Annotated in this window: 18 protein-coding genes; 15 read left to right on the forward strand and 3 right to left on the reverse strand. The window is 68.3% G+C overall.

Annotated elements, in window-relative coordinates; translation table 11 throughout:
* Positions 1-4 precede the first annotated feature (4 nt).
* The 3 genes from Y958_RS29670 to Y958_RS29680 form a co-directional block, all read right to left on the reverse strand.
* Positions 5-475 (reverse strand): hypothetical protein, encoded by a 471-nt coding sequence (locus Y958_RS29670; RefSeq protein WP_088875520.1) that lies wholly within the window; start codon positions 473-475, stop codon positions 5-7.
* Between the two features lie 6 nt (positions 476-481).
* On the reverse strand, positions 482-1,513 hold the full coding sequence (locus Y958_RS29675) for a DcrB/PsbP domain-containing protein (protein ID WP_145728019.1): 1,032 nt from the start codon (positions 1,511-1,513) through the stop codon (positions 482-484).
* Between the two features lie 116 nt (positions 1,514-1,629).
* A complete protein-coding gene (locus Y958_RS29680; RefSeq protein WP_088875522.1) occupies positions 1,630-4,080 on the reverse strand; it encodes a type VI secretion system Vgr family protein in 2,451 nt (816 codons plus the stop codon).
* Between the two features lie 958 nt (positions 4,081-5,038).
* Between Y958_RS29680 and tagH the strand changes: the two genes are divergently transcribed.
* The 15 genes from tagH (at position 5,039) to tssG (ending at position 25,535) form a co-directional block, all read left to right on the forward strand.
* Positions 5,039-6,763, forward strand: coding sequence for a type VI secretion system-associated FHA domain protein TagH (gene tagH, locus Y958_RS29685; RefSeq protein WP_186291671.1), 1,725 nt, complete (start codon positions 5,039-5,041; stop codon positions 6,761-6,763).
* 118 nt (positions 6,764-6,881) lie between these two features.
* Positions 6,882-7,457, forward strand: coding sequence for a type VI secretion system lipoprotein TssJ (gene tssJ / locus Y958_RS29690; RefSeq protein WP_088875524.1), 576 nt, complete (start codon positions 6,882-6,884; stop codon positions 7,455-7,457).
* A 10-nt stretch (positions 7,458-7,467) separates the two neighbouring features.
* Positions 7,468-8,811 carry a type VI secretion system baseplate subunit TssK gene (gene tssK, locus Y958_RS29695; RefSeq protein ID WP_088875525.1) on the forward strand — a complete coding sequence of 448 codons (1,344 nt, stop codon included), beginning with the start codon at positions 7,468-7,470 and terminating at the stop codon, positions 8,809-8,811.
* Positions 8,811-10,202, forward strand: a complete 1,392-nt coding sequence (gene icmH / locus Y958_RS29700; protein WP_088875526.1) for a type IVB secretion system protein IcmH/DotU — start codon at positions 8,811-8,813, stop codon at positions 10,200-10,202. Before tssK ends, icmH begins: the two co-directional genes overlap by 1 nt.
* A complete protein-coding gene (gene tssM, locus Y958_RS29705; RefSeq protein ID WP_088875527.1) occupies positions 10,199-13,792 on the forward strand; it encodes a type VI secretion system membrane subunit TssM in 3,594 nt (1,197 codons plus the stop codon). Before icmH ends, tssM begins: the two co-directional genes overlap by 4 nt.
* On the forward strand, positions 13,774-15,348 hold the full coding sequence (gene tagF, locus Y958_RS32670) for a type VI secretion system-associated protein TagF (RefSeq protein WP_244909753.1): 1,575 nt from the start codon (positions 13,774-13,776) through the stop codon (positions 15,346-15,348). Before tssM ends, tagF begins: the two co-directional genes overlap by 19 nt.
* Positions 15,345-16,631, forward strand: coding sequence for a serine/threonine-protein kinase (locus tag Y958_RS29720; RefSeq protein WP_088875528.1), 1,287 nt, complete (start codon positions 15,345-15,347; stop codon positions 16,629-16,631). Before tagF ends, Y958_RS29720 begins: the two co-directional genes overlap by 4 nt.
* Positions 16,628-17,761, forward strand: coding sequence for a type VI secretion system protein TssA (gene tssA / locus Y958_RS29725; RefSeq protein WP_088875529.1), 1,134 nt, complete (start codon positions 16,628-16,630; stop codon positions 17,759-17,761). Before Y958_RS29720 ends, tssA begins: the two co-directional genes overlap by 4 nt.
* A gap of 76 nt (positions 17,762-17,837) precedes the next feature.
* Positions 17,838-18,347 carry a type VI secretion system contractile sheath small subunit gene (gene tssB / locus Y958_RS29730; RefSeq protein WP_040845788.1) on the forward strand — a complete coding sequence of 170 codons (510 nt, stop codon included), beginning with the start codon at positions 17,838-17,840 and terminating at the stop codon, positions 18,345-18,347.
* Entirely contained in the window at positions 18,347-19,840 is a 1,494-nt protein-coding gene (gene tssC, locus Y958_RS29735; protein WP_050898220.1) for a type VI secretion system contractile sheath large subunit, read from the forward strand. The genes tssB and tssC (Y958_RS29735) overlap by 1 nt, the downstream gene beginning before the upstream one ends.
* Positions 19,840-21,291: a type VI secretion system contractile sheath large subunit gene (tssC, locus tag Y958_RS29740; protein WP_088875530.1), complete on the forward strand. Its 1,452-nt coding sequence runs from the start codon at positions 19,840-19,842 to the stop codon at positions 21,289-21,291. The genes tssC (Y958_RS29735) and tssC (Y958_RS29740) overlap by 1 nt, the downstream gene beginning before the upstream one ends.
* Before the next feature lie 14 nt (positions 21,292-21,305).
* Positions 21,306-22,130, forward strand: coding sequence for a type VI secretion system accessory protein TagJ (locus tag Y958_RS29745; protein ID WP_088875531.1), 825 nt, complete (start codon positions 21,306-21,308; stop codon positions 22,128-22,130).
* 3 nt (positions 22,131-22,133) lie between these two features.
* Positions 22,134-22,625, forward strand: coding sequence for a type VI secretion system baseplate subunit TssE (gene tssE, locus Y958_RS29750; RefSeq protein ID WP_004273669.1), 492 nt, complete (start codon positions 22,134-22,136; stop codon positions 22,623-22,625).
* On the forward strand, positions 22,618-24,453 hold the full coding sequence (tssF, locus tag Y958_RS29755) for a type VI secretion system baseplate subunit TssF (RefSeq protein WP_088875532.1): 1,836 nt from the start codon (positions 22,618-22,620) through the stop codon (positions 24,451-24,453). The genes tssE and tssF overlap by 8 nt, the downstream gene beginning before the upstream one ends.
* Positions 24,450-25,535 carry a type VI secretion system baseplate subunit TssG gene (gene tssG, locus Y958_RS29760; protein WP_088875533.1) on the forward strand — a complete coding sequence of 362 codons (1,086 nt, stop codon included), beginning with the start codon at positions 24,450-24,452 and terminating at the stop codon, positions 25,533-25,535. Before tssF ends, tssG begins: the two co-directional genes overlap by 4 nt.
* Positions 25,536-25,676 lie beyond the last annotated feature (141 nt).

A 25,676-nucleotide genomic window follows, 5' to 3' on the forward strand; every position in this document is an offset into this window, starting at 1 on the left:
GGCCTCACATAGGCTGGGCGCCGGCCGGTCGAACGCCGACAAGGGCGGCGATCACCAGGCCGGACACGATGATCATGATCATGGAAAAGGCCATCAACTCAGGCAGGCGGCCGGTGGCCGCCATGTGGTCGACGTCCGTCTTGCGGTAAGGCGCCAGGAACAGACGCCACAGGCCCGGAAACTCGCCGGTTCCCCCGGTCCTGGCCATCCAGGTCTTGATGGTCGAGCGCCACTGCAGCAGGCCGACCATGAAGAACAGCGATAGCGCGGCGACGCCGGCGGCGGCCAGCAGGGGCGCTGCCAGTATCATGGACATGGACTTGCCGCCCAGGGCCAACAGGGCCAGGCAGACGCCCAGCAGCCCGAACAGGGCCAGGAAGGCTTTAGGCGTCCGTTTCCGGTCCGGCAGGCGCGCGGCCAGGGAAGCCAGCAGGCCCAGAGTTGGCGGTGGGGTGGTTGGGGGAAACAGGGACATGGCGGATCAGCCTGCCGGTGCCAAGGCGTTCAACAGGCTGGTGATGGCGATGTCGAAGGCGCGTTTGTTGATGGCCGTCACCAGATAGGGGTCGGAGGGGCCGGCAGGTGTGACCAGGGTGAAGACTGCCCAGCCCTTGGCCGTGGCGATCACCGTTTGCCGAACCAGGGCGGAGCGCTGGCCCAGCGTCGCGGGGGCGTCCGCTGTCCAGAAGGAAACCCCGGCGGTGCCCGTCGGCACCTCTCGCAGCGCGCCGTCGGCGAAGCTGGCGCCCAGGTGCCGCATCCCGTTCGCCACCAGGTGCGCGATCTGGTCGGGGCCTCGGAAGCGGTCGCGCGGGGCGGTGTAGACGTTGATCATGCCGGCCCGATCCGCGCCCGTGCCATTGGACAGGCCCCAGGACTGGCAATCGGCATCAACGCTGTCATCAGCCCGCACTATCCAGGACGCCGGCACCTTGAAGCCCAGCTGGAAGACTTTGTTCAGGGCGACGTCCTGAAGGATTTCCATGGTGGGCTGGGGCTTCGCCTCCGTCAGCTTGAAGGAGGCGGCCGCCACCAGGAAGGCGTCCTCCGCCGCGGCGTAGCGGCGTTCGGGGGCGAAGCTGTGCAGCAGGTAGATGAACTTGCCATTCTTGAAAGTGCGCAGCCGGTACAGATAGGGCTGGCCTTGCACGCTGCGCGAGGCCAGCACGTCGGCGTTGCGTCCTGCGTCCGACGGGATGCTGCGGCGGGCCACCACCGTGTAATGGTTCGCCGCCATCCAGGGATCCAGCCAGTCCTCCGGCGCCACTTCGCGTTCGATCTGCTGGGCGTAGACCTCGGTGATGGCCTCCTGATTTTTTTCGCCATAACGGGCCAGCAGTTGCAGGCTGCCGTCCGCCTTGGCGGGCCGCCCGTCCTTCTCGAACCACTGCCAGTCCTTGGGAATCATCAGCTCGAAGGCGAAGGCCGGAACCGGGCTGGGGAAAGCCTGGTGCAGATAGTCGCGCTCCACCTCCGCGCGGGTGGTTTGAACGGTGGTTCGCAGGTCGGCCATGGGTCGTTCCTTCGCGGTGATGGTCTCCGCGGCATGGGTACGCGGTGTAAGGACGGCAAGCAGCCCGGCCGCCAGGATGAAGAATAGGACGCCATGCTCCTGTCGGGCAGGGGAAGTCACGGGGCACCTCCCTTGGGGGCGGGGCCTATGCTGGCGTCCAGGCCGGTCTTGATGCCCAGGCCGGCCTCGATGTCGCCGAAGATGCCAGCATGCGTCCGCTGGTCCACCCGGTCGTAGTAGCCGTAGCCCCCGGCGCCGATGCCGGCGCTGCCGGCGGAGACGCCCTGTTCGCCCTTCACGGCGATGGTCCAGTCATCGGGCACGCCCGGCAGCCAGCCGATGGGGATGGTCACGTTCTCTTCCGCGCTGGCCTGGGCCACGCGGGCGCCGGCCTTGCCGCCCAGCGCGGCGCCGACATAGCGGCCGTCGTCCCCCAGCAAGGCTTGGCCCTTGGCGTCGGCGGAGAACAGCTCGCCCGTGCCCTTCACCCCGAGGCCACCCTTGTTCAGGTCGCCCGCGATACCTTCGCCGGTGACGCGCTGCATGGCGGCCTTGGCCTCACCCTGGGCGCCCAGGCCGTTGGTGGTCACCCCGGCGTGGCCGGTGCCCTCGGCCGCGAAGATGTCCATGCCGCCGGAAATCTCGCCCCAGCTGTTCTTGCCCTTGGCCGAGATGCGGGCCATGGCGATTTCGCCCTTGGCGTCCACGGTGGCCTTGGTCGGGTCGGCGTGGGCGGTGATCGACCCTTCCGCGCCCATGACCTTGGCGGTGACGGGACCGGTGGTTTTGTTGGCCGCCCAGGCGGAGCCCTCGGCCTTGAAGTCCTGGCCCGGCGGCTTGGCCGGGGCCGGCTCCTTCATGTTCAGCCAGATCTTGCCGCCCTTGTGGCGGATGCCATCCTTGTCCATCACCACGGTGCTGCCGTTGCTGGACAGGATGATGTTGTCCGGCGTGAACTGGATGGAGCTGTTGCCCACCTTGAAGGCCAGCACTTGCCCCGCCTGGCGCACCGACGCCTTGGTCACCGTCTCGAAGGCGTTGTTCTGGACGACCACGGAGAGGTCTTTTTGGGAGTGGAAGGCGATCTCTTCGGCGCCGGCCTTGTCTTCCAGGGTGAAGAGGTTGAAGCCGCCGCCCCCGGGGCTGCTGGCGGTGCGGAAGGTGGTCTGGGTTTTCTGGGCGGGCAGGCCGAGGGGGGCGGTGGTTTCGGAATTGGGGACGGAGCCCAGGATGACGGGGCGGTCCGGGTTGCCCTCCAGGAAGGCGACGACGACCTCCATGCCCATGCGGGGGATGGTCTGGGCACCGAAGCCGCGACCGGCCCAGCCCTGGGCGACGCGGACCCAGCAGGAACTGCCCTCGTTGGACTGGCCGCGCCGGTCCCAGAAGAACTGCACCTTCACCCGGCCATGCTTGTCCGTGTGGATCTCCTGGCCCTTGGGGCCGACCACGACGGCGGTCTGCAGGCCGGAGATGGTGGGTCGGGGGGTGACGCGGCGGGGCACGAAGGGGGTGGCGGCCGGCAGGCAGGTGAAGTGATTGGCGTAGCCGGAGTGGCTGGCGCCGCCGCCCTCATAGCTGAGGTCGCTGGCCCGGTGGCTGGCGGAGAGCACGACATAGGCGCCGTTCTCGGCGGCGACGGGATGGTCGGTCAGCTGGAAGCGGCCGCAGGGGGTCATGGAGCGGCAGTCGCTGGCGCCCTGCACCGTCTCGCGCTCGACCTCCTCCGCCTGCATGGCCAGCTTGGCGCGGCGCTCGCCATCGCCGGCGCTGTCGTGCAGGCCGGGATAGTCGAAGTGCTCGTGCTGGGGGTCCTGAGTGTAGCTGGAGACGGTGGGGACGGTCTGCTTCAGGTCCAGCTTGCTGGTCTGGAAGTTGTAGTCGGTCATGGCCCAGGCGCTGGCCTGGTAGGCATGGCTGCGGTGCCACTCGGTGATGTGGTTGGAGCGGGAGGAGGTGGCGCTGAAGGGGATCAGGGGCTCATCCCCCGTCTGGTAGGCGGAAGTCTGGGCGCCCAGGACCAGGGTGTGCTTCCCCGCCTCGTGGCGGAAGAAGTAATAAAGGCCGTCCTCCTCCATCAGGCGGGAGACGAAGGCGAAGTCGGTCTCGCGGTACTGCACGCAGTACTCGCGCGGGGGCGGGGCGCTGACGCCGGAGAAGTCGTACTGGGTGACGCCCAGCTCGCCGAAGATGGTCTCCAGGATGTCGAGCGTGGTCTTGTTCTGGAAGATGCGGCAGTCGCTGGTGCGGGTCAGGAACCACAGGCGGGGGACGACGCGCAGGACATAGTGGCGCTGCCCGCGCGAGGCGGCGTGGCCGCCGGTGAGCGAGGCGACGATGCCGTTGAAGACGCGGTAAACGCCGTCATCCAGGCGCAGCTTCAGGTCCACGCTCTGCGCCACCAGGGCGGCGGGGTCGACGTTGTCGTCCATGGCGCGCACGGTCGCGCGGAACTCGAAGGGCGTGGAGATACCCTCCGCCCCCTCCAGCGCCTCCAGCAAAAGCTGGTCGGGCCCCAAGGGGCTCTCGATCCCCAGCAACCGTTCCGCTTGCGTGTAACCGTCCATCAAATCCTCGTATGCCCGGCGGACGGATGCGCGCCGAACGTCCTCAGTCGCGGCGGTATGGCCGCCTGGCTGCTACTGTCATCGTCTGTTAACCCACCGTTCACACGGTGTGATTTCAAAACCTTCCAAACCGCTCCTGTAACTTCGGCGCGACACAGAACTATGGGCCGGCGGCGGGGCGTCAAGGGCCGGGCGCGCCGGCCGCGGTTCCTATGCCGTCATGAATAAGGCAAGAAAGTGACGCAATTTATTCTTTAACCGGAGATGAATGAGAGGCGGCTTCATGTTGATGTGGCTTTAAAAATCGGCCGTTACTGTAGAATTGAACGCCCGTGCTTCGATTCTGATTTGCTGCCGGCGCCTTGGCCATTCCACGAAGGGTTACGCCCTTCCGATATAGGAAGCTTGATGCCTCATATACCGATGGCGGTCCAAATTGCCGGCCGGAACGGCGACCTTCACCGCAAGGCGAAGAGAAACCCTAGGGATTCAGCGCGATTCACGGGGGTAGGCACCTTCGTATTAACGCGTTATTGAGTTGGACTGAGGGGTGGAAAGCTGGTTCCAAGGGGTGCCGCGACACCAGTTTTCGGGGTCATATGACCTATGTTTTGCAGATATATATCCGCTTCATCCCTGCGGTTATAGAACCAGTGGATAAGGAATAGGCTTCCGTAATTTCCTCAGCAATTACAAAGGCGATTGCTTAAAATATCAATTAAAATTGTGTTCAAAATATACTTTGAAGCTATGCCCTATGACTGGGCTCTGGTGCGGATCGCCCCTATCTCTACCTCTATCTGGATACGCCACCGAGAACCGTTTCTGGGGGGTCGACGGAACTATCTTCCGAATTATATCAGCGTGCATTGCTTGGTAAATTTATCGTTAAAAGATTGGACACGTTGTCGACCTCTCAGTGACGTCGCCAATGCCGTCCTTGCGCAGCGAGGATCAGATGGCCCTTGTCTTACGTGTTATTTCGGCCGGGGACTGCTCCATATCCGAGGGCGAAACCCGCGTCTGCGATGGCGCCAGTTTCACCATTGGCCGTGGCGCCGAGAACGACTGGGTGGTCAACGACCCCCAGCGCCACCTGTCGAAGCAGCACTGCCGGATAGAGCTGCGCGGCCAGACCTATTTCGTGACGGACACCAGCACCAACGGCGTCTACGTCGGCGGGGCGGCCGCGCCCCTGGGCCGGGGCAACAGCCAGCCGGTGAACGACGGCGATGTCATCAATCTGGGCCCCTGCACCCTGCGCCTGGAAATCAGCGACCAGCCGTCGGCCTCGGTGTCCCCCATGGCGACGATGACCAGCGCCGGCCGTGTCGCCGGCATCGGCCATCCCCTGTCCGGATCGGGCATGACCAGCGGCGCCCTGGCCGACCCGGACATGGAATACGGCCTGGAGGGGCTGAACAACGGCCGTACCGGCTATGTCCCCTCGCTGACCCAGGTCCTGGCCGGCGACCGCGTCGCCGAGATGCAGCTGACCGACATGCTGGGGGAAGGGGAGGCGGAGGTGGAGGCGCCGTTCGGTGGCGCGCTGGCCCCGTCGCTGGCCGCCCATTCCGGTACCGGCGCCTATTTCGAGGCGCCTGAGGTCAAACACCCCGTCATTCCCATGGACTGGCAGGCCGAGGGCGTCGAAGGCGTCGGCGCGCAGGATGAGCTGGAGTCCGTCAGCGCCGCCGCCCAGGTGATGGCGGAAGCCTTCGCCGGGACCCGCAACGGCCAGGCGACGGCCCGCATGGCCAGCCCGGCCGTTTCCAGCCCCACCCCGGCGGGTCCGGTCAATGGCGCCCCAGTCAATGGCGCCTCGGTCAATGGCGCCGGCGCCACCATCCTGCCCATCAATCCGGCCGCCACCCCGGTGCGGCCCCAGCCGGTGGCCACCCCCGTGGCGCCGGTCCCTTCCGTTTCCCCCGCCGTCGCGCCCGTCGTGGGGCTGGGCACCATGAACCCGGCGGCGCTCGCCACGCCGGCCGTGGCCCCGGTGGCGCAGCCCGTCCCGGTCGCTCCGCCGCAGCCGGCGGCGCAGGCCTCGCCCCTTACCCAGGCTCAGGCCCAGTCGGGGCCTACCCAGACCCCCACCCCCCAGAGCCCGCCTCCCCAGATCCCGAACGACGTGTTCGAGGCCTTCCTGGCCGGCGTCGGCCTGCCGCTGGACGCGGTGGATGCATCCGACGCCCCGGCGCTGATGCACAAGATGGGCGTCGCGCTGCGCGAGGCGGTCAACGGCCTGCGTGAGCTGCTGGAACTGCGCGCCTTCCTGAAATCCGAGTTCCGCATCGAGCACACGCTGCTGCGCGCCAAGGAGAACAACCCCCTGAAGTTCTCCGCCAACCTGGACGGCACGCTGTCCGTGCTGATCGGACGGCGGGTCATGGGCTTCATGGACGCGCCGGAGGCCATCCGCGAAAGCCTGCGCGACATCAAGGCCCATGAGGTGGCCCTGATCGCCGGCATGAAGACGGTGGTGGGCGACGTGCTGGAACAGCTGTCGCCCGAGACCATCAAGAACGACGTCAGCGCCTCCATGCTGCCGCAGGTGCACAAGGCCCGCTGCTGGGAACGGTACGAGCAGGTCCACCAGCGCATGATGGGCGAACAGTCGTCGGGACCGCCCCTCGGCAGCAAGTTTTCCTCCGCCTACACCCAGCAGTTCAGAAGCCTCTGAACCGCCTGGGATCCGCCTTCGTCCCCGCCTGGCACCCGCCTCACTTCCACCCGTCCGCCAGCCGCCTGGGGATAACCCCAGCCCCGAGACTGCCCAGACTAACAGGGTCCTCTAGACGATGCCTTTCGCCACGACCACCGCCCGCCGCTCCACCCTGCACCCCATGGGCCGCGCGGCCCTCGCCACCATGCTCGCCGGCGCCGTCCTGCAGCTGGCGGCCTGCTCGCACGAGCCGCCGCCCCCGCCGCCGGTGCGCACCACCGTGCCGGTATCGATCAACGTCGGGCCCGACGCCAATCCCGACACGCTGGGCCGTCCGTCGCCCATCGTGACGCGCGTCTACCAGCTGGCGTCCAAGGACAAGTTCACCATCGCCGCCCCCATCCAGCTGATACAGCACGATACCCAGGCCCTGGGCACCGATCAGCTGGGCCGGGACGAGTTCGTGCTGCAGCCGGGCGACAAGAAGCAGATGGTCCTGCCGCAGAACGACAAGGTGCACTACGTCGGCATCGTCGCCGCCTATCGCGCCATCGACCAGGCCAACTGGCGCGAGGTCGTGGCCCTGCCGGACACCGGCCCGGTGACGCTGAACGTCACCATCGGCGCCAACGGCCTGGTGGTGAAGCGCGACACGGCCGACGCCGGCACCCCGCCGGGCGCCGCCGCGTCCAAGCGCACCCCCACCAAGTGAGGCCCCGGCCATGATGTCCGCCAACCGCGTGGTCTGGACCGAGGGCATGTTCCTGCGGGTCCAGCATTTCCAGCAAGCCGACCGCCATGTGGAACGGCTGCTGCACGCGCGCACCGAACCGCTGACCCCCTTCTCCTGGGGCCTGAGCGAGCTGACCATCAACCGGGAACTGCTGGGCATCGGCAAGTTCGCCATCGTCTCCGCCAAGGGCATCCTGCCCGACGGCACGCCCTTTTCCATTCCGGACGAGGCCGATCATCCGCCGCCGCTGGAACTGTTCGACACCACCAAGAACTGCGTCATCTACCTGACGCTCCCCGTGCGCCAGCCGGGCGGGGCCGAGGTGGGGCTGACCAACTCCGAGGACGCCATCACCCGCTTCGTCCCGGCGCGGTATGAGGCCGAGGACGCCAACCTGGGCAGCGACCAGGCGGCCGCCATGGATGTCGCCCGCTTGCGCCTGCGCTTGGCGCCGGAGACGCAGCCGTTGGCGGGGTATGAGAAGATCGCCATCGCCCGGGTGGTCGAGGTGCGGTCCGACCGCGCCATCATCCTGGATGAGCAGTTTATCGCCCCGGTCACTTCGGTCGCGGCCCAGGCGCCGCTGGCCGCCTTCCTGACCGAGCTGCAGGCCCTGATCCAGCACCGGGCTGAGGCCCTGGCCGGCCGTCTGTCCGGCCCCTCGGCCAAGGGGGCGGCGGAGATCGCGGACTTCCTGCTGCTGCAGACCGTGAACCGGTATGAGCCGCTCCTGCGCCATTACGCCGCCACCGCCCCCATGCTGCATCCGGAGCGGTTCTACCGCCTGTGTGTCGAGGTGGCGGGGGAACTGGCCACCTTCACCACCGAGGCCAAGCGCGCGGCCGTCTTTCCGGAATACCGGCACGAGGATTTGCAGAACACCTTCCGGCCCGTCTTCTCCGACCTGCGCGCCTCCCTGAGCGCCGTGCTGGAGCAGACCGCCGTTTCCATCCCGCTGCAGGCCCGCCGCCACGGCATCAAGGTCGGCGTCATCGTCGACCGGTCGCTGCTGTTCAACGCCACCTTCGTGCTGGCGGTGAACGCGGACATGCCGGTGGAGCACCTGCGCCGCGTCTTCCCCAACCAGGTGAAGATCGGCCCGGTGGAACAGATCGCCCAGCTGGTGAACGTGGCGCTGCCCGGCATCAATGTCCGGCCCCTGCCGGTGGCGCCCCGCCAGCTTCCATACCGCAGCGGCCAAGTCTTCTTCGAACTGGACCGCAGCAGCCAGCATTTCAAGCAGCTTCAGAAGTCCGGCGGCATCGCTCTGCATCTGGCGGGTGATTTTGCGCAGATCGAAATGGAGCTGTGGGCCATCAAGGGGGGTGCGTGATGTCCTATCCCAGCTACGGCCAGACGGCGCATGAGCCGACCATCGTCAAGCCGACACCCGGTGGCCGCCGTCCGGCGCCGGTGCAACTGGTGGCGCCGCCCACCGACTACGCGCCGGAAGACACGGTCGACCTGACGCTGGGCGGTCTCAACCCGCTGGTGGCCGCCGCCGGCCCCATCCTGACGCTGGCCCGCCGCCTGCGCACGTCCGCCGCCCAGTCCAATATCGAGGAACTGCGCGAGCGCGTCGCCGACGAGATCAAGACCTTCGAGAAGCGGGCGCAAGGCACCGGCGTCACCAACGAGGCGGCGCGCGCGGCCCACTACGCCCTGTGCGCCACCATCGACGACATCGTGCTGAACACCCCGTGGGGCGCCAGCAGCACCTGGGCGCGGGCCGGCATGGTCATCACCTTCCACATCGACGTGACGGGTGGCGAGCGCTTCTACGACCTGCTGAACCACCTGCTGAAGGATCCGGCCGCCAACTTCCAGGTGCTGGAGCTGATGTACCTGTGCCTGTCGCTGGGGTTCGAGGGCCGGCTGCGCATCCTGCCGCAGGGCTCGCTTGAACACTCCCGCATCCGCGACAACCTCTACCGCATCCTGTCCCAACGGCGCGGCGAGGCCGAGCGCGAGCTGTCGGTGCATTGGCGCGGGGTGGAGGCGCCCTTCCGCCCCCTGCTGCCCAGCATCGAGTTCTGGACCGTCATGGCGGCAACGCTGATCATCATCACCGTGATGGCCACGGGCTTCAGCTTCGCGCTGAACGGCAGTTCCGACGCCACGCTGGAAAAGATGGCCACCCTGCCGCCGGTGGGACAGCCCAGCGTCGCCCTGGCGCAGCCCACGGCACCGGTGCAGCCCAAGTCCAAGGATCTGGACCAGTTCCGCGCCTTCCTGGCGCCGGAGATCGCCCAGGGCCTGGTGACCGTGGTGCCCCAGGGCACGGACACCGTGGTGCGCATCCGCAACGCCGGCATGTTCGCGTCCGGCAGCAGCGAGGTGAACGAAAGCTACACCGCCCTGCTGAACCGTATCGGCGAGGCCCTGAACACCCGGCCCGGTACGGTGCTGATCACGGGACATACCGATAATATTCCCATCCGCACCATCCGGTTCCCGTCGAACTGGCATTTGTCACAGGCCCGGGCCGACGCGGTCGCCGCCGTCATCGCCACCCACCTGACCGACAAGTCCCGTCTGAAGGCCCAGGGCATGGCCGACACCCAACCCATCGCCACCAACGACCAGGACGCCGGCCGAGAAGCCAACCGCCGCATCGACGTGATCCTGAGCTCGCCCGCGGCCGCCGTGCCGGTGCCGTCGGCCGCCACGGTGACCCCAGCCGCCACGCCTGTCCCGACCCCCAACCAGGGAACGGCCCAATGAACGTCCCAAGCAGCGTTTACTTCGCGCAGCCCCTGATTTCCGCCCTGGCGCAGCCCTTCCGCGCCCGCTGGGTCTGGTCCCTGGTGTGGGCTATCGGCTTTGCGCTGGTCATCTGGTTCTTCGGCGCCCTGGTGGCGGTGGGCAACCACCGCCCGCTGGAAGGCGACCTGGTGCGCCTGATCGCCTGTTGCGCCGTGTTCGCCACCTGGGCCGCCTTCAACCTTCAGGTCAATCTCAAGGCCCGGCAGACCGACCGGCGCATGGTCCACGACCTGACCGATCCCAGCGAGGAGGAGAAGCGCCGGGGTGCCGACGCCGCGTCCGCCGAGGAACTGCGCCTGCTGCGCGACCGTCTGCAAGAGGCGCTGAGCCAGCTGCGCAAGAAGGCCGGCCGCAAGGGCATGGGCCGGGGTTATCTCTACCAGCTGCCCTGGTACATCATGGTCGGGCCGCCGGGCTCGGGCAAAACCTCGGCCCTGCTGACTTCGGGCCTGAACTTTCCGCTGTCCACCACCATCGGCCGCGACCCCCTGAAGGGCATCGGCGGCACCCGCAATTGCGACTGGTGGTTCACGGACGAGGCCATCCTGCTGGACACGGCCGGCCGCTACACCACGCAGGACAGCGACCCGCACCAGGACCAAGCCGCCTGGCTGGGCTTCCTGGACCTGCTGAAGAGCTACCGCCCGCGCCAGCCGGTGAACGGCGCCATCGTGGTGATGAGCCTGGCAGACCTGATGGCGCCCGATCCCACGGAACGCCTGAACCATGCCCGCGCCATCCGCCTGCGCCTGAACGAGCTGTACGACCGCTTCGGCCTGCGCTTCCCGGTCTACATGCTGTTCACCAAGGTCGATCTGGTGCCCGGCTTCGTCGAATACTTCGACAATCTCGGCAAGTCGGAACGCGAACAGGTGTGGGGCATGACCTTCCCCCTGGACGACGGCGCCGCCGACAGTCCCGGCGTGGTCGAGCAGTTCCCGCAGGAGCTGGAGGGCCTGGTCATCCGCCTGAACGAGCGGCTGCTGGAACGGGTGCAGCAGGAGGCGGACATCGAGCGCCGCGGCCTGGTGTTCAACTTCCCCAACCAGGTGGCCAGCCTCAGCGACGCGCTGCTGGAGATCCTCACGGAAATCTTCCGCGCCAGCCCCTATGAGACGCGGCCCCTGCTGCGCGGCAGCTACTTCACCAGCAGCGTGCAGGTGGGCATGCCCATCGACCGCACCATGGCCACCATCGCCGCCACCTTCGGCCTGGATCCGGTGCGCATGCCGGCCAACAACCGCCAGGGCCGCAGCTATTTCCTGACCCGGCTGTTCAACGAGGTGATCTTCGCCGAGGCCGCCGTCGTCAGCCTGAACCCCAAGGTGGAGCAGCGCCGCCGCCGCCTGCGCATCGCGACGTACGCCTCCGCCGCCGTCATCTTGGCCGTGCTGGCCTATGCCTGGAGCACCGGCTATCAGGAGAACAAGCGTCAGGTGGCCCTGATCGACGACGGCCTGCAGGCCTATGACAAGGCGGCCACCGGCATCCCCAGCCAGGGTGTGACGGACGCCGACCTGGTGCGCGTGGTCAAGCCGCTGAACATCCTGCGCAACCTGCCCACGGGCTTGGAGAACAACGAGGGTGTCGCCAGTCAGTGGCTGACCTTCGGCCTCTACCAGGGTGACAAGCTGAAGACGGTGCATGCCGCCGTGTATCACCGGGCGCTGAACGGCCTGATGCTGCCCCGCCTGCTGGTGCGGCTGCAGGAGCAGATCCAGGCGCACGAGGATGACGACGACTTCGTGGCCGGCGCGCTCAAGATCTACCTGATGCTGGGCAGCCGTGGTCCCTTGGACGCCAATGCCGTGCGCCAGTGGATGGTGGCCGACTGGGCTGCCACCTGGCCGGGCGAGGCCAACAAGGGCCTGCGCGACGACTTGGCCCGCCACCTGGACAGTCTGCTGACCCGGGGCAGCCTGACGCCCATCCCCTTGGACGCCAACCTGATCACCCAATCGCGCCGCAGCCTGGAAAAGCTGTCCCCGGCCGAGCGGGTCTACGCCCTGGTGCGCCAGCATGAAGGCATCAGCCAGCTGCCGCAATGGCGCCCCGTCGACCATGCCGGCGCCACGGCCGACCATGTCTTCACCCGCGTCTCCGGCAAGCCGCTGACCGAGGGCATTCCCGGCCTGTACACGCCGGAAGGCTACAAGGCCTTCCAGCCGGCGCTCTCCGCCGTCATCGCCGAGGTGCAGGGGCAGAGCTGGGTGCTGGGCGACAAGCCCGCCGGGGCCAACGCCCAGGCGCAGCAGGCGGCCCAGGCCGATGACCTGCGCGAGCGGGTGACGCAGCTGTACTACGCCGACTACATCCAGCAGTGGGACACCATGCTGGGCGACCTGCGCATCGTGCCGCTGGCCGACATGCAGCAGACCATCGCCGTGCTGAACCTGGTGTCCAGCCCCGACATGCCGATGCTGAAGCTGCTGAAGGACGTGGCGGCGGAGACGCAGATCGTCCCACTGCCGGGCCTGCCCAAGGCGGTCCCGGCCCCGGGCGGTGCCGCTGCCCCGGCGGCCCTGCCCACGCCGGACGCGCCGGCCGGCGCCGTGGCCGTGGCCCAGCACTTCCAGCCCATCGCCGATTTCGTCACGCCCAGCAACGGCGCGCCGGCGCGGGCGGAGGATCTGGTGCGCCTGCTGGGCGAGGCTTATCAAGAGCTGAGCAACGTCGCCAGCGGGCCCGGCAACGGCCGCATGGCCATGTACACCCGCGCCTCCCACGGCGGGGCCGGCGGCCCCATCCAGATGCTCAACAACCAGGCGGCGCAGATGCCGCGCCCGGTCAACGGCTGGATCGCCACCATCACCGGTAGCGCGTCGGAACAGTCGGTGGGCGGTGCCCGCGCCCAGTTGAGCAACCTCTGGGGTGGCGAGGTGGGCGGCTTCTGCACCCGCGCTGTCAATGGCCGCTATCCCTTCGCCAAGGACAGCACCAAGGAAATTTCGGTGGGTGACTTCACCCGGCTGTTCGCCCCCAACGGCATGTTGGACAACTTCTTCAACAACCATCTGAAGACGCTGGTCGACACCTCAGGTGCCAAGTGGCGGTGGACCAAGGTTGGCGACACCGGCCTGGGCATCCCCGACAGCGTGCTGGCCTCCTTCCAGTATGCCGCCCAGATCCGCGACGCCTTCTTCCCCGATGGCGGCCAGCAGCCCCGTGTCGCCCTGCAGGTGACGCCGGTGACCCTGGATCCGAAGTCCACCGGCGTGCTGTTCGCCAGCGGCGGCCAGCAGATCGAATACCAGCATGGGCCTCAGTGGCCGGCTTCGCTCCAGTGGCCGGACAACGACCCCAACGGCGTCAGCCGCGTGGTGTTCGAGGTAACCGACGGCCTGCCGCAGAGCGTGCTGAAAAGCGGTCCCTGGTCGCTGTTCCACCTGGTGGACCAGGGCACGGTCACGCCGCTGGGCAGTGACAACTTCCGCGTCAACTTCGCTTCCGGCACCCACAACGCCGGCTTCGAGGTGAAGTCCAGCACCTCGCTCAACCCCTTCATCCTCAAAGAACTGAGGGCGTTCCGTTGTCCAGTCTCTTTCTGAATGGCGCCGTCTCGGCTCACGAGCCGGGTTTCTTCGGCAAGATCCCGGCGCGGGGGGACTTTGTCTCCCGGCGGCTGGATCCCGCGACCGTCCGCCCGCTGGACGAATGGCTGCAGGCGTCGCTCGCCACCAGCCAGCGGCAGATGGGTGAGGCGTGGCTGCCCAGCTACCTGGACACGCCGGTCTGGCGCTTTGTCCTGGGGCCGGGGGTCTGCGGCGACACGGCCATGGCCGGCGTGCTGATGCCCAGCGTCGACCGGGTGGGGCGCTACTTCCCCCTGGTGCTGGCGACCCCGCTGCCCGGCTGCGTCGCCCCCATCCGCCTGATCGAAAGCGGTCGCGCCTGGTTCGACAAGGTGGAGGACCTGGCGCTGACCTCGCTGGACGACGACTTCAACTTTGACAGCTTCGACCAGGCCGCCCGTGTGCTGGGCGCACCGCCCTACGACACCACGCGCGGGCCGGTGGAAAGCAGCGCCTTCCGCGTCGGGCTGGCCAACAATGGCGGCGCCAACGGCCGGGGCGCCCTGGGCGGCGCCTATGCCGAACTGCTGGACCAGGTGCTGATCGGCTTCAACAATCGCTTCAGCCTGTGGTGGACCACGGGGTCGGACAAGGTGGCGTCCTCGCTGCTGATCTCGCCCGGCCTGCCGGCGCCGCAGAACTACGCCGCCTTCCTGGATGGACGCTGGGAGCGCTGGGGCTGGGAACGGCCGGCCGACACGGCGCTGCACCTGGCGGACGAGGAACTGCCCATCCTGCTGCTGCGGCCCGTGGTGGCGCTGCCCAGCCATGGCCGCACCCATCCCGGCACCCGCCGCACCATCAACCAGGACGCCCTGCTGCTGCGGCCCGACCTGGGCCTGTGGTGCGTCGCCGACGGCCTGGGCGGCCATTCGGCGGGCGAGGTGGCCAGCGCCCTGACCGTGAAGGCGCTGGACGCGGTGATGCCGCCCCTGTCCTACGGCGGCTTCGTGGAAGAGGTGCGCGAGGCCCTGGTCGAGGCCAACGACAAGCTGCGGGCCCAGGCTGCCACCCTGGGCGATCAGGCGCTGATCGCCTCCACCGCCGTAGTGCTGCTGATTTACGCCAACCGCTTCAATTGCCTGTGGGTGGGCGACAGCCGCATCTACCTGCTGCGCGACGGCCGGCTGCGCCAACTGACCACCGACCACGTGGCCGCCGGCATCAACCAGCAGCAGCGGGCCACCATGCTGGTCACCCGTGCCGTGGGCGCCGCCGACACGCTGGAGATCGACATGGTGCAGGACGTCGTCCAGCCCGGCGACCGCTTCCTGTTGTGCAGCGACGGCGTCACCAAGGTGCTGAGCGAGACGGAGATCGCCACGCTGATGCGGGGCATGCCCCCGCGCGAGACGGTGGATGCCCTGGTGGAGAACATCCTGGTCAGCGGCGCGCCGGACAACCTGACCGCCGTCATCGTCGATGTGCCGGAAAGCGATCATCCGGTGGCCGAGGCAGCCATGCAGGCCACGGCCGTGCCGGCGCCGCACCCGCCGGCGCTTGAAGACGTGCGCCAAGGGGGTGCGGAATGAGCCAAGCCGCCGTTCTTACCAACCCCGGCGCCACCGTGGCGAACGAGGAACCGCAGCAGCCGGACGAGATGACCTCGCTGCTGCTGAGCCCCGAAGCGCCGGATGAACTGACCCGCTTCGCCCCGGCCGAGCTGACCGAGGTCATGGTGGCGGCGGACGTCGCCGCGCCGAACGCCGCCCCGGTGGTGCCGACGCGCGAGGTGGTGGAAAGTCAGGTGGCGGGCTTCATCGCCGGCGTCCGGGCGCAGGCGCACCGCGCCGGCCTGGATGAGGTCGCGTCGCTGGACCTGCTGAGCGGCGCCCGTGCCGCGCTGGACCGCCACATCCAGGCCGCCCAGCGCCCTTGGGAGGATGGACCGGAGCCCGCGGCCGGTGCCGCGCCGGCGGCCAAGGCCGATCCCACCGGCTGGTCGGTGGCGCCGGGCAGCACCATGCTGAACACCTTCATCGTGCGCACCCTGCTGGCGCGCGGCGGGATGGGGGAAATCTATCGGGTGCGCCATCGCGACCTGAAGACCGACCAGGCCATCAAGGTCATCATCCCGGAATACCGGGACGACGCCAAGATCGTGGGCCTGTTCCACGAGGAAGGCCGCCTGCTGCAGCGCATCCGCCATGACGCGGTGGTCAGCTGCGCCGGCCTGTACCGCGACGGCGACGGCCGGTCCATGCTGGTGCTGGAGTATATCGACGGCCAATCGCTGTCCTACTTCCTACGGCGCGGGCCTTTGGGCCTGACGGCGCTGGAGGCCCTGCTGCGCCGCCTGGCGGCGGGCCTGACGGCGGTGCACGCCGTCGGCATCGTCCACCGCGACGTCAGCCCCGACAATATCCTGCTGCCCGGCGACAATCCGGCGGCGGCCAAGCTGATCGATTTCGGCGTGGCGCGGGAGATGCGCAACGGCGTCACCCCGCGCGACGGGCTGGATTTCGCCGGCAAGTTCTCCTTCGCCTCGCCCGAGCAGCTGGGCATGCACGGCGGCGCCATCGGCGTCGCGTCCGACATCTATAGCCTGGGCCTGGTCATCGTCGCGGCCGCGCGGGGCGAGAAGCTGGCCATGGGCCAGACGGTGGAGGAGGCGACGGCCGCCCGCCGCCAGGTTCCCGACATCAGCGCCGTGCCCGACCGGCTGCGCGGCTTGGTGGAGGCCATGCTGCAGCCCGATCCCAAGCGCCGGCCCACTGACCTGAACACGCTGCTGCGGGCGCTGGACGCCAACAGCGGTTCGTCGGCCAAGGGCGGCTTCTGGGGCCGGCTGTGGCCGTCGCGGAAAGGTGCATGATGGATAACGGCGTTATCGTGCCCCCCGGCGTCCTGGACCTTCCCGCCCTGCTGGCCCCCATCCCGGGCGACCCGCCCTGCGGGCCGGACCTGCGTGTGCACAACGGCGGCGATGCCGCCTATTTCCAGCTGAAGGATCTGCGCGCCACCGCGCGTGCCATTGAGCGGCGGGCGGATTCCGAGGATGAGGCCCAGACCTCTCTGGCGGAGTGGCAGCGTATCCAGGACCTGGCGCGCAGCGTCCTGGCCCAGCGCACCAAGGACATCGAGGTCGCCGTCTGGCTGACCGAGGCCGCCGTGCGGCTGGAGGGTTTCGCCGGCCTGGCCGATGGCTTCCGCCTGCTGGCCGGCTTGGTGGAGCAGTATTGGGACGGCGTCCATCCCCAGCCGGACGAGGATGGCATCGCGGTCCGCCTGGCGCCGATCGGCGGCCTTAACGGCCACGGGGCGGAAGGCACGCTGATCCAGCCCATCCGCAAGGTGCCGCTGCTGCGCGAGGACCAGCCCATCGCCTACTGGCACTATGCCTTGGCCCAGCGCGCCAGCCAGACGCCGGACACGCGCAGCCGCCCGGGCCGCACCCCGCCGCCCACGCTGGACGCCCTGTCCCAGCGCATGAGCCAGGTGCCAGCGGCCCGCAACCGGGCGCTGCTGGCCGACATCCGCGCCTGCCGCCGGGCCTTCCGCGACCTGGATCGGCTGCTGACCGAACGGGCGGGCGCCGACGCCCCGCCCACCTCCACCATCACCCACATCCTGGAGGAGGTGGAGGACGCGGTGGTGTTCCTGACCGGCCTGTCGGCCAAGGAAGAGGTGGAGGAGGCCGCCGTGCCCGACGTCATCCTGCATTCCGCCACCGGCGCCCCCGTCGTGGACGAGGCTGCGGCGCCCCAGCGGCCGGCCAAGGGCATCACCAGCCGGGAAGAGGCGCTGACCCTGCTGGCGGAGATTGGTCAGTACTTCCGCCGCACTGAACCCCATTCACCCCTGTCCTACACCATCGAGGACCTGGTCCGGCGCGGCCGCATGCCGCTGCCCGAACTGTTGGCCGAGCTGCTGGCGGACGCGGGTGCCCGCAACACCCTGCTGACCACCGCCGGCATCCGCCCGGTGCAGGGCAACGGACAGTAAGACACTGATGAGAAATCATTTTTATTTCGGGGCAACCCCTGACGACATGCAGCAACCCATGGGTAGGAGAAGGTAGATGGCCAGCGTTCATGACAAGCTCGAGCGGGTTCGCAAGCCGCGCGTGCACATCAAATACGAGGTCGAAACCGATGGGGCGATGGTCGAGAAGGAGCTGCCCTTCGTGGTCGGCGTGCTCGGCGATTTCTCCGGCGACCCGACGGACGACCTGAAGCCGCTGAAGGACCGCAAGTTCATCCAGATCGACCGCGACAACTTCAACGAAATCCTGGCGCGCATGAAGCCGTCGCTGTCGTTGCGCGTGCGGAACGAGCTGGAAGACGACGGCAGCGAAATGGCCGTGGAGCTGAAGTTCTCCTCGCTGGAGGACATGGAGCCTGGCCAGATCGTTCGCCAGGTGCCGGCGCTGCGCAAGCTGTTGGAGACGCGCAACCAGCTGCGCGACCTGCTGACCAAGGCCGACCGCTCGACCCAGTTGGAAGACCTGCTGGAATCCATTCTTCAGGACGACACTCAGCTGCGCAAGCTGTCGCAGCAGCTGGGCGCCACCGCCGAGGAGGTGAAGTGATGACCGACACCCTGACCGTTTCCCGCGAAGAAGCCGCGGCCGGCACCGTCGAAGGCCTCTCGCTGCTGGACCAGGCCATCGGCGCCACCAAGCAGACCGAGCCGGCGCGTGTGCAGGAACTGCTGCGCACCCTGACGGAAGAGGCGCTGGGCGGCACCGTCACCTACAGCCGCAACCTGACCCAGACGCTGACCGCGGCGGTGAAGGCCATCGACGCCAAGCTGTCCAAGCAGCTGGCCGCCATCATGCACCACCCGGAATTCCTGAAGCTGGAAGGCAGCTGGCGCGGCCTGCACCACCTGGTCATGAACACCGAGACCAGCGCCAACCTGAAGATCCGCGTGCTGAACGTGCGCAAGCGCGAACTGGCGAAGGATCTGGCCAAGGCGGTGGAGTTCGACCAGAGTGAGCTGTTCAAGAAGCTCTATGAGAACGAGTTCGGCACGCCCGGCGGTGAGCCCTACGGCATGCTGATTGGTGACTATGAGTTCACCAACCACCCCGAGGATGTGCAGATGCTGTCCAGCATCTCCAGCATCGCGGCGGCGGCCTTCGCCCCCTTCATCTCCGCCGCCAGCCCCAAGCTTTTCGGCTTCCAGGATTACCAGGAACTGGCCAAGCCCCGTGACCTGGAGAAGATTTTCGAGACGGCGGAATACGCGCAGTGGCGCAGCTTCCGCGACAGCGAGGACAGCCGCTTCACCACGTTGACCCTGCCGCGCGTGCTGGCGCGCCTGCCCTACGGCGCCGCCACCCTCAGCGTGGATGACTTCAATTTCGAGGAGGCGCCCCTGGACCCCTCGGGCAAGTCGCTGGCGCTGGAGCACAACGAATATTGCTGGATGAACGCGGCCTACGTCCTGGGCTCGCGCGCCACCGAGGCCTTCGCCAAGTACGGCTGGTGCACGGCCATCCGCGGTGCCGAGGGCGGCGGCAAGGTGGAAACCCTGCCCACCCACGTCTTCGTCAGCGATGACGGCGACCCCGACCAGAAGTGCCCGACGGAGATCGGCATCACCGACCGTCGCGACGCCGAGCTGGGCAAGCTGGGCTTCCTGCCGCTCTGCCATTACAAGAACACCGACTATGCCGTGTTCTTCGGCGCCCAGACGGTGCAGAAGCCCAAGAAGTACGACCGTCCGGACGCCACGGCCAACGCCGCCATCTCCGCCCGCCTGCCGTACATGATGGCCACGTCCCGCTTCGCCCATTACCTGAAGGTGATGGCGCGCGACAAGATCGGCTCCTTCCTGGAGGTCGAGGATTGCGAGGCTTGGCTGAACCGCTGGATCAACAATTACGTCAACGCCAACGAGGGCGCCGGCCAGGAAATGAAGGCCGCCTACCCGCTGCGCGAGGCCAAGATCACGGTGAAGGAAATCCCGGGTAAGCCCGGTTCCTATAACGCCATCGCCTGGTTGCGGCCCTGGTTGCAGATGGAGGAACTGACGACCTCGCTGCGCATGGTGGCACGGATACCGAGCAAGCTCTGATGCAACAGACCCTTGAGGCGGCAGCCCCGGGGGTGGAACGACGCATCGACACGACGGAAGGCCGGGTTCCCCGGCCCGACGCGCCCCCGGCTTGGCGGCTGGACCTCAGCCGCCATCCCGACAAGCGCCTGGTCATCGACCAGCTGATCGCGGCGATCGACGCTCTGCTCACGGCCCAGGTCAACGCCATCCTGCACAATCCCCGCTTCCAGCAGCTGGAGGCGTCGTGGCGCGGGCTGCTTCAGCTCGTGGAGGCCTCGGCCTCCACCCGCGCCATCAAGATCCGCGTGCTGGACGTGTCCTGGCGCGAACTGTGCCGCGACTTCGAACGCGCCATCGAGTTCGACCAGAGCCAGCTGTTCACCAAGGTGTACAGCGATGAGTTCGGCACGCCCGGTGGGGAGCCCTTCGGCCTGTTGATCGGCGACTACGCCGTGCAACACCAGCGCGACGCCGACCACCCCACGGACGACGTGGGCACGCTGAAGGCCATCGCCGCCGTGGCGGCCGCGGCCTTCTGCCCCTTCGTCACCAGTTGCTCGCCGGCGCTGTTCGGGCTGGACAGCTTCGGCGACATGGCCAGCGACGTGGACCTCGCCCGCTCCTTCGAGGGGCATGAGTTCATCCGCTGGCGGGCCCTGCGCGAGGCGGACGACGCCCGCTTCATCGGCATCGCCCTGCCCCGGGTGATGATGCGGCCACCCTACCGCCACGACCCCAACCGCATCGACGGCTTCCGCTTCATGGAACGCACGGGCCGGCCGGGGGCGGGGGACTACCTGTGGGGCAACGCCGCCTTCGCCTTCGCCACCGTGGTCATGCGCGCCTTCCACCAGTACGGCTGGTTCGCCGACATCCGGGGCGCGCCGGACGACCTGAACGGCGGCGGCCTGGTGGACCGTTTCCCCGGCCACACCTTCCCGACCCTGGGCGGGGCCGCGGCGCCGGCTGCACCCCTGGACGTCTACCTGTCCGACCGGCAGGAGAAGCAGTTGAGCGACCTGGGCATCGTGCCCCTGTCGCGGGTCAGCTACGTCGACGCCTGCGTCTTCTACAGCTGCCAGTCGCTGCACCAGCCCAAGGTCTATGACCGGGCGACGGCCACCTCCAACGCCCGGCTGTCGGCCATGCTGCAGTACGTTCTCTGCGCCTCGCGCTTCGCGCACTACATCAAGATGATCGGCCGGGACAAGATCGGTTCCTTCGCCACGGCGCATGATTTCGAGGAACATCTGCGCGATTGGCTCAGGGGCTATTGCCTGGCCAACGACGACGCCAGCACCTCGTTCAAGGCCCGCTATCCCCTGCGCGAGGCCGAGGTGCAGGTTCGCGACATTGCGGGCCGGCCGGGCGCCTTCGGCTGCGTCATCCATCTGAAACCGCATTTCCAGCTCGACGATGTCCAGACCAGCTTCCGCCTGGTCACGGAACTCGTCGGCCCGCAGGCCTGACGGGAGAGGACCCCATGAGCCAGACCGCCATCACCAACGCCCTGGAGGCCGGCGACCTGTTCGGCGCCTTGTCCGCCGCCACCGCGCATGTGCAGAAGGCGCCCACCGACACCGGCGCCCGCTATCTGCTGGCGGAGATCCTGTGCGTGGCGGGACAGTTGGAGCGGGCGGACAATCAGCTGTCCGTCGTGCTGAACCAGGACCCCGGCTCCATGGTGCCGGTCTCGCTGCTGCGCCAGCTGATCCGGGCGGAGACGGCGCGCCAGGACTGGTACCGCGAGGGCCGTCCGCCGGAATTCCTGACCGACATCACCGCCGCCGCCCGCCTGCACCTGGAGGCGGGCGTGAAGGCACGCGCCGGGGACGGGCAGGGGGCCGCCGCCACGCTGGCGGAGGCGGAGACGCTGCGCCGCGCCACCACCGGCCAGCACAAGGGCGCGGCCTTTGCCGACTTCCGCGACCTGGACGACACCTGCGGCGGCCTGCTGGAGATGCTGAGCGCCGATGGCAAGTACTTCTGGGTGGGCGCTGACGAGGTTCTGGGCCTGGATTTCGCGCCGCCCAAGCGCCTGTCGGACCTGATCTGGCGCCCCGTGCGCCTGACCCTGCGCGACGGCACGGCCGGCAGCCTGTACATGCCCATGATTTACGCCGGCGCCGGGACCGACGGCCTGACCGACCAGCACCGGCTGGGCCGCCTGACGGATTGGGTGGATCGGCACGGCGCCATCCTGGGGCGGGGCCAGCGCTGCTTCCTGCTTGGCGACGACGCCGTGGGGGCAGCCGACCTCACCTCCCTGCGCTTCGATGAAACCCAGGCCGATGTGGAGGCGGCGTAAGCCATGCCGGCGCAACAGCCCGCCACCATCGTGCCCTCCGTCCTCGACCGGCTGATCCAGCCGGTGGAAGGGCCGGCCGTGCGCAGCCTGGGCTGGAACGCGGCGTTGTCGCAGCTCAAGAACTCCATCCGCCGGGATCTGGAGGCCATGCTGAACACGCGGCGGCGGCCGGGCAAGCTGGGCAATGATGTCGGCGAGCTGCACCGGTCCCCCCTGCAGTACGGCATCCCCGACTTCACGGCCATGAGCATGGCCGCACCGGAACGCCAGGCCGCCTTCGGCCGCGCGCTGGAGGTGGCCATCCGCGAGTTCGAGCCGCGCCTGTCGTCGGTGGCGGTCACCCTGCTGAACGGCGGCCGCAACCTGGACCGCACCCTGCGCTTCCGGGTGGAGGCGGTGATCCGCCTGGACCCATCGCCGGAGCCCATCGTCTTCGAATCCGTGCTGGACCCCGTCAGCCAGACCTTCCTGATCAAGGGCGACCCCCATGCCTGACACCTTCCTGTCCTTCTACAACCAGGAACTGGCGGCCATCCGGCGGGCGGCGACCCGCTTCGCGGGTGAGCATCCCAAGGTGGCGGGCAACCTCCGCATCAGCCCGACCACGGTGGACGACCCCCACGTCGCCCGGCTGATCGAATCCTTCGCCTATCTGACGGCGCGCGTGCGCCAGAAGCTGGACGACGATTTCCCGGAACTGACCGACGCGCTCCTGGGCGTGCTCTATCCCCACTACGTGACGCCGCTGCCGTCCATGGCCATCGTGCAGATGAAGGCGGCGCCGGAACTGACGGGCAGCTTCACCGTGCCGCGCGGCGCACAGGTGGAGACGGAGGCCGTACGGGGTGAGGCCTGCCGCTTCCAGACCACCATGCCGGCCGAGATCTGGCCGGTGGAGGTGACGGCGGCCAGCCTGGCGGCCCTGCCGGCGGCGGCCCCCCTGGTGGCGGCCACCCGCCAGGCCAAGTCGGTGCTGCGGCTGAAGATCAGCTCAACCGCGCAAGGGCAAGGCCTGACCGACCTGGGCGTGGATCGCCTGCGCCTGTTCCTCTCCGGCCCGCCGGAGGTGGCGTTCACCCTGCACGAGCTGCTGCTGAACAACGTCGTCGGCATGGCGGTGGTGGAGGATGTGAATGACCCCAGCCCCGTGGAACTGGGGCCCGACCATTTGACCCCGGTGGGCTTCGAGCCCGAGGACGGCATGGTGCCCTACGGCGCCCAGTCCTTCCTGGGCTACCGCCTGCTGAGCGAGCTGTTCACCTTTCCGGAAAAGTTCCTGTTCGTCGATTTGCACGGCCTCAGCGCGCGGTCCCTGCGTGGGGTGGGCCAGCATATGGAGGTCTACCTCTACCTCGACCGCGTCTGGACCGAGGGGGAGCGGCTGGTGCGTCCCCAGGTGTTCGCCCTGGGCTGCGCCCCGGTTGTCAACCTGTTCCGGCAGTCGGCCGAGCCTATCATCCTGGGCCATGATGCCACCGAATATCTGGTGCAGGCCGACGCCCGCCGGCCGGAGGCGCGCGAGATCTATGCCATCGAACGGGTGCGCGCGTCCTCCCCCCGGGGGGAGAAGGCGGAGTTCCTGCCCCTCTACGGCAACCATCACGGCACCGATCCGTCGCGCCACCAGCATTTCTGGCACGCCATGCGTCGCCCCCGGGGCGGGCGCGACGCCAGCAGCGAAATGTACCTGTCGCTGGTGGATCTGGGCCTCAACCCCAACGCCCCGCCCGACTGGACGGTCAGCGTGGAGACGCTGTGCTTCAACCGCGACCTGCCGGCGCAGCTGCCCTTCGGCGGTGGCCATCCGCGCATGCACCTGACCGAGGGCGGGCCCATCGCCGGCGTCACCTGCCTGACGCCGCCCACGGCGGTGGTGCGGCCGCAAACGGGTGACGGTGCCCGCTGGCGCCTGATCTCCCACCTCAACCTCAACCACCTGTCGCTGGTGGACGGCCAAGGGGGGAGGGATGGCCAGGGCGGGGCGGCGGCGTTGCGGGAGCTGCTGAAGCTTTACGACCTGAAGGACACGCCGGAGACGCGGGCCATCATCGACAGCGTCACCGGCATCGGCTACCGCCGCGCCACGGCCCGGGCGCCGCACGCCGATTTCGCCGCCCTGTGCCGGGGCGTGGACATCGACCTGGTGATGGATCCGGAGCGGGCGGGCGCCATGGGCATCTACCTGCCCTCGGCGGTGCTGGAGCGCTTCTTCGCCCTCTACACCTCCATCAACTCCTTCACCCGGCTGACGGTGCGGGCCAAGGGCCGGAAGGAGGCGCTGGTCCGCTGGGGCGCGCGCATTGGCGCCAAGGTGACGGCATGAACGCCATCGTGCCCCTGCCGACGCTCAGCGGTTCGCCCGCCCTGCTGGACATGCTGCGGCATGAGCCCTTTCGCTTCGACCTGTTCCGCGCCATCCAGCTGCTGGAACGGCAGTTCGGCGCCTCGGCCGAAGAGGACGAACTGCCCATCCGTTTCGCCGCGCACCAGTCGTTATGCTTCCCGGCGCATGAGATCCAGCGCCTGCACCTGCCCCACCTGGCGGAAGGTGGGCTGGCGGAAGACGGGGGAGAGGGCGCAGCGGCGGAGCCCGCCCGGCTGGATCTGAACGTCATGACCCTGACGGGGCCCGTCTCGGCCCTGCCGCAGGCCTATACCGAGACGGCCATCCGCAGCCTGCGTGACCGCACGCCTGGCTTCGCCGCCTTCCTCGACCTGTTCAACGACCGTATCGCCACCCTGCTGTTCCGCGCCTGGCGGCGCTATCGCCTGCCCGCCTTGTATGAACATCGCGGGCTGGAGGGCGGGGACGCCGCCACGGCCGCCCTGTTCGGCATCGCCGGCTTCGGCACCGGGCACCTGCGCGGCCGCCTGTCGGTGCGGGATGAGGTGGCGGTTTACTACGCCGGCCTGTTCAGCCAGCAGCCGCGCGCCGCCATCTCACTGGAGCGCATGCTGGCCGACGCCTGCGGCTTGCCTGTCAAGGTGCAGCAATTCGCCGGCCGCTGGATCGCCATCCCGGCGGAGGAGCAGACCTGCCTGCGCCTGGGTGGAAAGGCACCCGCCTACAATCGCCTGGGCGTGGACGCTGTTGCCGGCGCCCGCATGTGGGACGTGCAGGGCCAGTTCCGCATCATCCTGGGCCCCCTGACGCGACGCCAGTTCATGGACCATCTGCCGGGCCGGCCGGGGCTGACACGTCTGGTGGAACTGGCGCGTCTTTATGCCGGGCCCGAGTTGGGCTTCGACGTGCAGCTGGTGCTGCACCGGGAGGAGGTGCCGCCCTGCCAGCTGGACGGGCGGGACGGCGCGGGCCCGCGCCTGGGCTACGACAGCTGGCTGGCGTCGCTGCCCATGCTGCACGACCCGGATGATGCAATCATCAGTATCAATGACACTGATTAGTATCACCTGAAGCATATATCGGAAGTAATGCCGTTCTATTAATGTAATGTTACATGAACGGTATAATAACAGACGGAAAATTCGATACTATAACTATTGGGTAAGTTCCAATTGCCGTTCGAGTTTTATTTTTGCAGTCGT

The sequence above is a fragment of the Nitrospirillum viridazoti CBAmc genome (genome assembly GCF_000730165.1).
Classification (GTDB): Bacteria; Pseudomonadota; Alphaproteobacteria; order Azospirillales; family Azospirillaceae; genus Nitrospirillum; species Nitrospirillum viridazoti.